General features: G+C 44.0%; 7 protein-coding genes. All 7 read left to right on the top strand.

Annotation, left to right across the window (positions count from 1 at the left end):
- The first annotated feature begins 159 nt into the window (after positions 1 to 159).
- The 7 genes from OCV88_RS03345 (at position 160) to OCV88_RS03315 (ending at position 9861) form a co-directional block, all read left to right on the top strand.
- Complete coding sequence (locus OCV88_RS03345; protein ID WP_416795182.1) at positions 160 to 870, top strand: isoprenyl transferase; 711 nt, start codon at positions 160 to 162, stop codon at positions 868 to 870.
- A gap of 46 nt (positions 871 to 916) precedes the next feature.
- A complete protein-coding gene (locus OCV88_RS03340) occupies positions 917 to 1720 on the top strand; it encodes a phosphatidate cytidylyltransferase (protein WP_158424208.1) in 804 nt (267 codons plus the stop codon).
- Positions 1721 to 1738: 18 nt separating this feature from the next.
- Positions 1739 to 2881, top strand: a complete 1143-nt coding sequence (locus OCV88_RS03335; protein WP_158424207.1) for a 1-deoxy-D-xylulose-5-phosphate reductoisomerase — start codon at positions 1739 to 1741, stop codon at positions 2879 to 2881.
- Between the two features lies 1 nt (position 2882).
- Positions 2883 to 3914: an RIP metalloprotease RseP gene (rseP, locus tag OCV88_RS03330; protein ID WP_158424206.1), complete on the top strand. Its 1032-nt coding sequence runs from the start codon at positions 2883 to 2885 to the stop codon at positions 3912 to 3914.
- 9 nt (positions 3915 to 3923) lie between these two features.
- Entirely contained in the window at positions 3924 to 4976 is a 1053-nt protein-coding gene (gene ispG, locus OCV88_RS03325; RefSeq protein WP_158424205.1) for a flavodoxin-dependent (E)-4-hydroxy-3-methylbut-2-enyl-diphosphate synthase, read from the top strand.
- A 16-nt stretch (positions 4977 to 4992) separates the two neighbouring features.
- Positions 4993 to 9468, top strand: a complete 4476-nt coding sequence (locus OCV88_RS03320; protein ID WP_158424204.1) for a PolC-type DNA polymerase III — start codon at positions 4993 to 4995, stop codon at positions 9466 to 9468.
- Positions 9469 to 9573: 105 nt separating this feature from the next.
- A complete protein-coding gene (locus OCV88_RS03315) occupies positions 9574 to 9861 on the top strand; it encodes a chorismate mutase (RefSeq protein ID WP_158424203.1) in 288 nt (95 codons plus the stop codon).

Here is a 9861-nt window from a genome sequence, read left to right as displayed (position 1 = left end):
CCCGCCGCAGGCGAAGAATCCTGCTGTGGCAGATTCTAATTTGCTCTATAGGCAATACCATGCTGCTTACGCAGCCCGCCGCAGGCGGAGAATGTGCTTTGCACATTCTTTTTTAAATGAAGCTTAAAGGAGAAATTGAACATGACAGAACTGGATGGATTGAAGATTCCCCGGCATATTTCTATTATATTGGATGGAAATGGGAGATGGGCCAAAGGAAAGGGCATGCCCCGTACCTATGGCCATACGGTGGGAGCAAAAAATATTGAACAGATCTGTATGGATGCTGATGCTATCGGCATCAAATATCTGACCGTTTACGCATTTTCTACAGAAAACTGGAACCGGCCCTCTTCGGAAGTTGCCGCGCTGATGAAACTTCTGAATTTTTACCTGCGCACCATTGGGAAGAAAGCTATGAAAAATAATATGCGTATGCGCATTATCGGAGACAGGCCGGGGCTTCCGGAGGACATCAGACAGGCGGTTGATTCCATAGAGGCCCTGACTAGAGAGAATACCGGTCTGCAGTTTCAGATTGCCATTAATTATGGAAGCCGGGATGAAATGATCCGGGCTATGAAAAAAATGCTTGCAGATTATGAGCAGGGACAGTTTTTACTGGAGGAACTTGACAGTGATAAGTTTTCTTCTTATCTGGATACTGCGGATATACCGGATCCGGATTTGATGATCCGTACCAGCGGAGAAGAGCGGCTGTCCAACTATCTTATGTGGCAGCATGCTTACAGTGAATTTTATTTTACGAAAACACCATGGCCGGACTTTAAAAAAGAAGATTTAATAGAGGCCATTCGAGTATATACCAGCCGGGACAGACGGTATGGGGCAATTAAGGAAGAGTCTTAGGAGACTTTTATTGAGAAAATAAATTAAGAAAGTATAGAGAGGAATTATGTTTAAACAACGATTACTGAGCGGTATTGTGCTGGTGATAGTGGCACTGATTTTTATTATACACGGAGGAAATCTGCTGCTGGCAGTTTTAGGAATCATTTCCCTGATCGGCCTGCATGAACTATACCGGGTATTTAAAATTGAAAAATCTCTGCCGGGATTGTTCGGATATCTGGCTACCGTGGTATTTTATTTGAATCTGGCATTTGGTTTCATTCCGGATAATATGATGTTTGTAATGGCGCTTTTGATTTTGTGCATGTGCTCCTTTGTGTTTTGTTATCCCAAATACCATGCCAATCAGATTATCGCAGCATTTTTCGGTGTATTTTATGTATCTATTATGCTGTCCTGTATTTATCAGACAAGGAGTCTTCCGGGAGGACGTTATCTTGTATGGCTGATTTTTTTATGTTCCTGGGGCTGCGATACCTGCGCATATTGTGTGGGAATGCTTTTTGGAAAGCACAAAATGACGCCGAAATTAAGCCCTAAAAAGTCCGTGGAAGGAGCTGTGGGCGGAGTTATCGGTGCTGCAGTGCTGACGATTATTTACGGTTTTATATTTAAAGGTTCTATGGATGCTGACAATCAGTATATTTTAATGATGGCGGTAATCAGCGCTGCGGGAGCGCTGCTGTCCATGGTGGGCGATCTGGCGGCTTCTGCAGTAAAACGAAATTTTGATATTAAGGATTACGGTAAATTAATTCCCGGACATGGCGGAATACTGGACCGGTTTGACAGTGTCATTTTTACAGCTCCGGTTATTTTTTATCTTTCCGCATATCTGATACAGTAAAAGGAGTATTATAGTGATATGAGAAAAATTGCAGTTTTGGGTTCCACAGGATCCATTGGGACACAGACGCTTTGTGTGGTCAGAGAACAGGGAGATCTTAAGGTTGCCGGACTGGCTGCCGGGAGCAATATTGAACTTTTAGAAGCACAGATCCGGGAATTTCGTCCGGAAATTGCGGCAGTGTGGACTCAGGAAGCGGCCAGAGAGCTCCGGGTGAAAACAGCAGACTGTAATGTAAAAATTGTGTCCGGTATGGAAGGTCTGCTGGAACTTGCAGTCTGTCCGCAGACAGATCTTTTAGTGACGGCCATTGTGGGGATGCTTGGAATCCGTCCAACCATAGCAGCCATAAAGGCCGGTAAGGATATTGCACTGGCCAATAAAGAAACGCTGGTAACGGCGGGGCATCTGATCATGCCTTTAGCGGAGAAATATCACTGCTCTATTTTACCGGTAGACAGCGAACACAGTGCAATCTTTCAGTCATTAAATGGAGAAAACGGAAATAAAATAGATAAAATCCTGTTAACGGCTTCCGGCGGACCCTTTCGTGGGAAGTGCCGGAAGGATTTGTTACATATCCGGCCGGAAGATGCTCTGAAGCATCCTAACTGGTCTATGGGAAGGAAAATTACCATTGATTCCGCTACCCTTGTAAACAAAGGGCTGGAAGTAATGGAAGCTAAGTGGCTGTTTGGGACAGATCTGGACCGGATACAGGTTGTGGTACATCCTCAAAGTGTCATTCATTCTATGGTACAGTATGAGGACGGCGCAGTGATAGCGCAGCTTGGCACACCGGATATGCGTCTGCCCATTCAATATGCGCTGTATTATCCCAAAAGGCGTCCTTTAAGCGGCAGACGTCTGGACTTTTTTGAACTGGCGGGCCTTACCTTTGAAAAACCGGATCTTTTGACGTTTCCGGGATTGCGGCTGGCCTTTGATGCTATGAGACGGGGCGGGAATATTCCCACAGCGTTTAATGCCGCAAATGAAAGCGCAGTTGACAAATTTTTAAACGGAAAGATAAATTTCCTGGATATTCCGGAAATAATAGAAGCGTATATGGAGAACTGCAGATTTCTGGAAAATCCTTCTGTGGATGAGATTTTAGATACAGAAAAAGCTGCTTATGAATTTATAGAGAGCAGGTGGTAATTTGAAATTTGTAATTGCTATTATTCTTTTCAGCATCATCATACTTTTTCATGAACTGGGACATTTTCTGCTGGCAAAAAAGAACGGGATCCGCGTCAATGAGTTCTGTCTTGGACTGGGGCCGACAATTATTGGTTTTACCAGGGGAGAAACAAAATATTCCATTAAACTGCTGCCCTTTGGAGGAGCCTGCATGATGGAAGGCGAGGATGAGGAAAGTGATGATAACCGTTCCTTTTATAAAAAATCGGTGCCTGCCAGAATCAGTGTTGTAGCAGCAGGACCGCTGTTTAATTTTCTGATGGCCTTTGTGTTTTCTGTAATTCTGATTGGCTGTCACGGGTATATGAGACCTGTAATTTCGGATGTCATTGACGGTTATGCTGCCCAGGAGGCGGGAATGCAGGCTGGTGATACAATTTTAAAGATGAATTACAAAAAGATTCATTTTTATAATGAGATCAGCGCCTACACCATGTTCCACCAGGGAGAAACCGTTGAGGTTACTTATGAGCGGAACGGAGAAGTTTATGAGACCACGCTGGTTCCAAAATATGATGAGGAATCAGGCAGCTACCTGGTAGGCTTCCGGGGCGGTGGAGAATATGTAAAGGCCGGACCTTTAGAAACACTGAAATATGGTTTTTATGAAATGAAATACTGGGTCTGGTACACGGTGGGAAGTCTAAAGATGCTTGTGACAAATCAGGTGAGCTTTAATGATTTGTCAGGTCCTGTGGGAATTGTAAAGACCGTTGCGGATACCTATGAGCAGAGTATCGCGGATGGTATCTATTATGTATTTTTAAATATGTTAAACATAGCAATTCTTCTGTCCGCCAATCTCGGTGTTATGAATCTGCTTCCCCTTCCGGCTCTTGACGGAGGACGTCTTGTATTTCTGATTATTGAGGGAATCCGGGGAAGGCGAATGAATCCAAACAGAGAGGGAATGGTTCACTTTGTGGGACTGATGTGTTTACTGCTTTTGATGGCGGCAGTTATGTTTAACGATTTCCGAAAGATTTTTTAGAGGAGAAAAATCATGCGAAGGATGACAAAAGTAATAAAAATCGGAGACCGGGCGATTGGGGGAGATAACCCCATTTTGATTCAGTCTATGACGAATACAAAAACAGAAGATATTCCGTCTACAGTCAGACAGATTAAACGTCTTACTGCGGCCGGGTGTGATATTATCCGGTGTGCTGTGCTAACTTTGGAAGCGGCAGAGGCTTTACGGGAAATCAAAAAACAGATTTCCATTCCTCTTGTGGCGGATATCCATTTTGATTACAGGCTGGCTATAGCTGCTATAGAGGCAGGCGCAGATAAAATCAGGATTAATCCTGGAAATATTGGCAGTGATGAGAAAATAAAAGCCGTCATTGATGCGGCCAGGGAGCGTAACATTCCCATTCGTGTAGGGGTTAACAGCGGCTCTTTGGAGAAACATTTAGTAGAAAAGTACCGGGGGGTTACAGCAGAAGGAATTGTGGAAAGTGCTCTTGATAAGGTACATAAAATAGAGTCCTTCGGATATGACAATCTGGTAATCAGCATTAAATCCTCAGATGTGATGATGTGTGTCCGGGCTCATGAGCTGATTGCGAAACAGACCAAATATCCTCTTCATGTGGGAATTACAGAGGCAGGCACCGTTACCAGCGGAAATATTAAATCTGCTGTGGGCCTGGGACTGATTCTGCATCAGGGAATCGGAGATACGATCCGGGTTTCTCTAACCGGAGATCCTTTGGAGGAAATTAAGTCCGCAAAGCTGATTTTAAAAACTCTGGGGCTTAGAACCGGCGGAATTGAGATTGTTTCCTGTCCCACCTGCGGACGTACAAAAATAGATCTGATCGGACTTGCCAATCAGGTGGAAACCATGGTTGCGGATATTCCTCTGAATATTAAGGTTGCCGTTATGGGTTGTGTAGTGAACGGACCGGGAGAGGCCAAAGAGGCGGATATTGGAATTGCCGGCGGCGTGGGAGAAGGATTGCTGATGAAGCACGGGGAAATTATCAGAAAAGTACCGGAACAGGAACTGCTTGCAGTTCTCAGAGAAGAACTGCTTTCCTGGAAGTAAAGGGAGTAATCGTATAATGGCAACACAGTTTTATGACGTATTTTCTAATTTAAAACTGAATCAAGATCTTGGAGAGCTTTTTTCGGATGTGGAGATCCTACGGGTAGGCCGGGTGCAGAGCAAAGAGCTTTTGCGCATTTATATTTTCAGCCGCCGGCTGATAACCAAAGACCGTATTCTGGAAGTGGAAAAGGAGATCAAGCAGCAGTATTTTCCGGAAAAAGGACTGAAAATTAAACTGATGGAAAAGTTTCAGCTTTCCGGCCAGTATACACCCCAAAATCTGGTTTCCGTATACTGGGAAAGCATTCTGACAGAGTTTAAAAATTACAGTATGCTGGAATATGATATGCTGAAAACTTCTAAGGTTCATTTTCCGGAAGAATCGGTTATAGAATTTTCTCTGAAAGATACGCTGATTGCCCGTCAGAGGGAAGATGAACTGTATGAGATTCTGGAAAAGATTTTCTGCGGACGCTGCGGGATGTCTGTCAAACTGAATTTTACTTACTATCAGGAGACAGAGAACAAATTCCGGAAAAATGCGGAGATTCTTATAAAAAACAGAGTTGCCAGTATTGTAAAGCAGACCGGTATTGGAGGGCATCAGGATGGCAGTGAGAGCATTGCACCAGTGCAGGCTTCTGAAAAGCAGCCGGATGTAAAACCTGCCGCAAAAAGTCTTAAGACGGAAAAAAATGACGGGAAGTCCGGAGCATTTTCCGGGAAAAAGGCGGAAGAAGGAAAACGGAAGGACTTTCGGGACAGAGGATTTTTCAAGCGCTCAGACAATCCGGATGTTATTTACGGCCGGGATTTTGAGGAAGAAACCATACCGGTAGATCAGATTCTGGGTGAAATGGGAGAGGTCTGCATCAGAGGTCAGATTATGTCCTTTGAATCCAGGGAAATTCGAAATGAAAAAACGATTCTGATGTTTTCGGTATCTGATTTTACAGATACCATTATGGTTAAGATGTTCTTTAAAAATGAGCATCTGCCGGAGATTGTCCCCCATTTAAAAACGGGAAATTTTATTAAATTAAAAGGTGTCACAGCCATTGATAAATATGACAGTGATCTGACCATTGCTTCTGTTTCCGGAATCAAAAAAATACCGGATTTTACAACGGGGCGTACAGATAACAGCCCGGTAAAGCGTGTGGAACTGCATTGTCATACGAAAATGAGTGACATGGATGGCGTTTCAGACGTTCAGGATATTATAAAACGGGCGGATACCTGGGGCCATAAAGCAATTGCCATTACAGATCACGGCGCTGTACAGGCCTTTCCGGAGGCAAATCATACAAAGCTGAAAAACGGAGATTTTAAGATTATTTATGGTGTGGAAGCCTACCTGGTGGATGATTTAAAAGGTCTGGTGACGAAATCAGAAGGCCAGTCTCTTGGGGACAGTTATGTGGTATTTGATCTGGAAACAACAGGTTTCAGCCCCAATAAAAATAAAATTATTGAGATTGGAGCTGTCAAAGTCCGGGATATGAAAATTGTGGATCGGTTCAGTACCTTTGTAAACCCACAGGTTCCCATTCCCTTTGAAATTGAAAAGCTTACCAGCATCAATGATGAGATGGTGATGGACGCCCCTGTGATTGAACAGATTCTGCCGGAGTTTATGGAGTTTTGTGAAGGCTCAGTGATGGTGGCCCATAATGCCGACTTTGATATGAGCTTTATTAAGCGGAACTGTCAGCTGCTGGGACTTGCCTGTGAAAAAACTGTGGTGGATACGGTAGCCCTTGCAAGAGCACTGCTGCCAAGCTTAAACCGGTTTAAACTTGATACCGTTGCCAAGGCACTGAATGTTTCCCTGGCCCACCATCACAGAGCGGTGGATGATGCCGGCTGTACGGCGGAGATCATGGTTAAGATGATGGATATGTTAAAAAGCCGGGGGATTGAAAATCTAGACCAGCTCAATGAGCTTGGGGATATGGATGCTAATACCATTAAGAAGCTTCCCACTTATCATGCGATTATTCTGGCTTCCAATGATATTGGGCGGGTAAATCTGTACCGGCTTGTTTCTGATTCTCATATTAAGTATTTTAACCGGCGTCCCAGGATTCCAAAAAGTGAGTTTGTAAAATACCGGGAAGGACTGCTTCTTGGTTCGGCCTGCGAGGCAGGGGAGCTGTACCGTGCAATTTTAAATGGACAGTCAGAGGAAGATATTGCAAGGCTGGTGAAGTTTTATGATTATCTGGAAATCCAGCCTCTTGGAAATAATGAGTTTATGCTCAGGAACGAAAGCTCTCCGGTACAATCTCTAGAAGATATTAAAGAGATTAATCGAAGGATTGTGAAGCTGGGAGAGGAATTTAAAAAGCTGGTAGTGGCCACCTGCGACGTGCATTTTCTGGATCCGGAGGATGAAGTTTACCGGAGAATTATTATGGCCGGCAAAGGATTTAAGGATGCGGACGATCAGGCTCCTTTATATTTAAGAACTACAGAGGAGATGCTTGAGGAGTTTTCTTATCTGGGAAGTGAGAAGGCAGAAGAGGTTGTCATTACCAATACAAATAAAATTGCCGACATGTGTGAAAAAATTTCACCGGTGCGTCCGGATAAATGTCCTCCTGTAATCGAAAATTCGGATCAGACACTTCGTGATATCTGTTACAGCAAAGCCCATGAGCTGTATGGGGAAGAACTGCCGGATATTGTAACGGAGCGTCTGGAGAGAGAGTTAAACTCCATCATATCCAATGGATTTGCCGTTATGTATATTATTGCCCAGAAGCTTGTCTGGAAATCCAATGAAGACGGCTATCTGGTGGGCTCTAGAGGTTCGGTTGGCTCCTCCTTTGTGGCTACCATGGCAGGTATTACAGAAGTAAATCCATTAAGCCCCCACTATATATGCAGCGGCTGTCATTATGTGGACTTTGATTCAGAGCTTGTAAAAAGTTATTCCGGAAAAGCAGGGTGCGATATGCCGGACAGGGAATGCCCGGTCTGCAAAAAAAAGCTGATTAAAGAGGGTTTTGATATTCCTTTTGAGACGTTCCTTGGATTTAAAGGAAACAAAGAACCGGATATTGACTTAAATTTTTCCGGAGATTATCAGAGTAAAGCCCATAAATATACGGAAGTTATATTCGGAGACGGACAGACGTACCGCGCCGGGACCATTGGTACCCTGGCGGATAAAACGGCTTTTGGATATGTGAAAAATTATTATGAGGAGCGGGGAGTTCACAAAAGAAACTGTGAAATCAACCGTATTGTACAGGGGTGTGTAGGTGTCCGCCGTACCACGGGGCAGCATCCCGGAGGTATTATTGTACTGCCTCTGGGGGAGGAAATTTATTCCTTTACGCCGGTTCAGCGTCCGGCCAATGATATGACCACAGATACGGTAACCACTCATTTTGATTATCATTCTATTGACCATAACCTGTTAAAACTAGATATTCTGGGACACGATGATCCCACCATGATTCGAATGCTTCAGGATCTGACGGGAATTGATCCTACCACAATTCCTCTGGATAATAAAGAAGTAATGTCTTTGTTTCAAAATACAGATGCCCTTGGTGTAAAGCCGGATGACATTAACGGATGCCCTCTGGGGGCCCTGGGGATTCCGGAGTTTGGCACTGATTTTGCCATGCAGATGTTGATTGATACAAAACCCCAGGCGTTTTCGGATCTGGTGAGAATTGCAGGACTGTCCCATGGGACAGATGTGTGGCTTGGAAATGCCCAGACACTGCTGCAGGAGGGAAAGGCAACCATTTCTACCTGTATCTGTACCAGGGATGATATTATGATTTATCTGATTGGTATGGGACTAGAGAGTGAGCTTTCTTTTACCATTATGGAAAGTGTCCGGAAAGGAAAGGGGTTAAAGCCCGAGTGGGAAGAAGAAATGACGGCTCACGGGGTGCCTGACTGGTATATCTGGTCCTGTAAAAAAATCAAATATATGTTTCCAAAGGCCCATGCGGCGGCTTATGTTATGATGGCCTGGCGGATTGCTTATTGTAAAGTATTTTATCCTCTGGCTTATTATGCGGCGTTTTTCAGTATCCGGGCGACTTCTTTTAACTATGAACTTATGTGTCAGGGGCAGGAGCGGCTGGAATATTATATGAGGGATTATGAGCACAGAAAGGATACTCTTTCCAAAAAGGAGCAGGATACATATAAGGATATGCGGATTGTTCAGGAAATGTATGCCAGGGGATTTGAATTTCTTCCGGTGGATATTTATTCTGCCAAAGCACATCATTTTCAGATCATTGATAATAAATTAATGCCGTCCATCAGTACCATAGACGGACTGGGAGATAAAGCTGCAGATGCTGTAGTAGAAGCAGCCAAGGACGGTCCATTTTTATCAAAAGATGATTTCAGGCAGCGGACAAAGGTAAGTAAAACGGTGATTGATCTGATGGCGGATCTGCATTTACTTGGGGATCTTCCGGAATCAAATCAGCTTTCGCTGTTTGATTTATAATTGACAGCGGCGGATGAAAAATAACTATCTGGCCATTTCCCATGTGGGACAAATAGTTTTGAAAACTGTAATCAGGGAAAATAAAAGACAGGAGGTATCATTGCAATGAGAGATTTATCAGACATCAGAATGGATATTGATCTGGTTGACCGGCAGATCGTAAAGCTGTTTGAAGAGCGGATGAAGCTGACCGCGCAGGTGGCGGAGTATAAAATTGCCGCCAAAAAGCCGGTGTATGACAAAACCAGGGAGGAAGAAAAGCTTAAAACATTATCGGAGCTTACCGTTTTGGAGGAAAATAAGGCAGCTGTCCGGGAATTATTTACCTGTATTATGGCTATCAGCCGCGGTCAGCAGAGCGGATTTATGGAAAAGCTCAGTTTAAAGGAGTGA

The sequence above is a fragment of the Brotonthovivens ammoniilytica genome, assembly GCF_025566885.1.
In the GTDB taxonomy this organism is placed as follows: domain Bacteria; phylum Bacillota; class Clostridia; order Lachnospirales; family Lachnospiraceae; genus Brotonthovivens; species Brotonthovivens ammoniilytica.
This window is presented reverse-complemented; position numbering and strand designations above follow the sequence as displayed.

Coding starts and splice junctions, on each gene's coding strand:
- OCV88_RS03340 (WP_158424208.1), top strand. CDS start 917: ATGTTTAAACAACGATTACTGAGCGGTATTGTGCTGGTGATAGTGGCA.
- OCV88_RS03335 (WP_158424207.1), top strand. CDS start 1,739: ATGAGAAAAATTGCAGTTTTGGGTTCCACAGGATCCATTGGGACACAG.
- OCV88_RS03320 (WP_158424204.1), top strand. CDS start 4,993: ATGGCAACACAGTTTTATGACGTATTTTCTAATTTAAAACTGAATCAA.
- OCV88_RS03315 (WP_158424203.1), top strand. CDS start 9,574: ATGAGAGATTTATCAGACATCAGAATGGATATTGATCTGGTTGACCGG.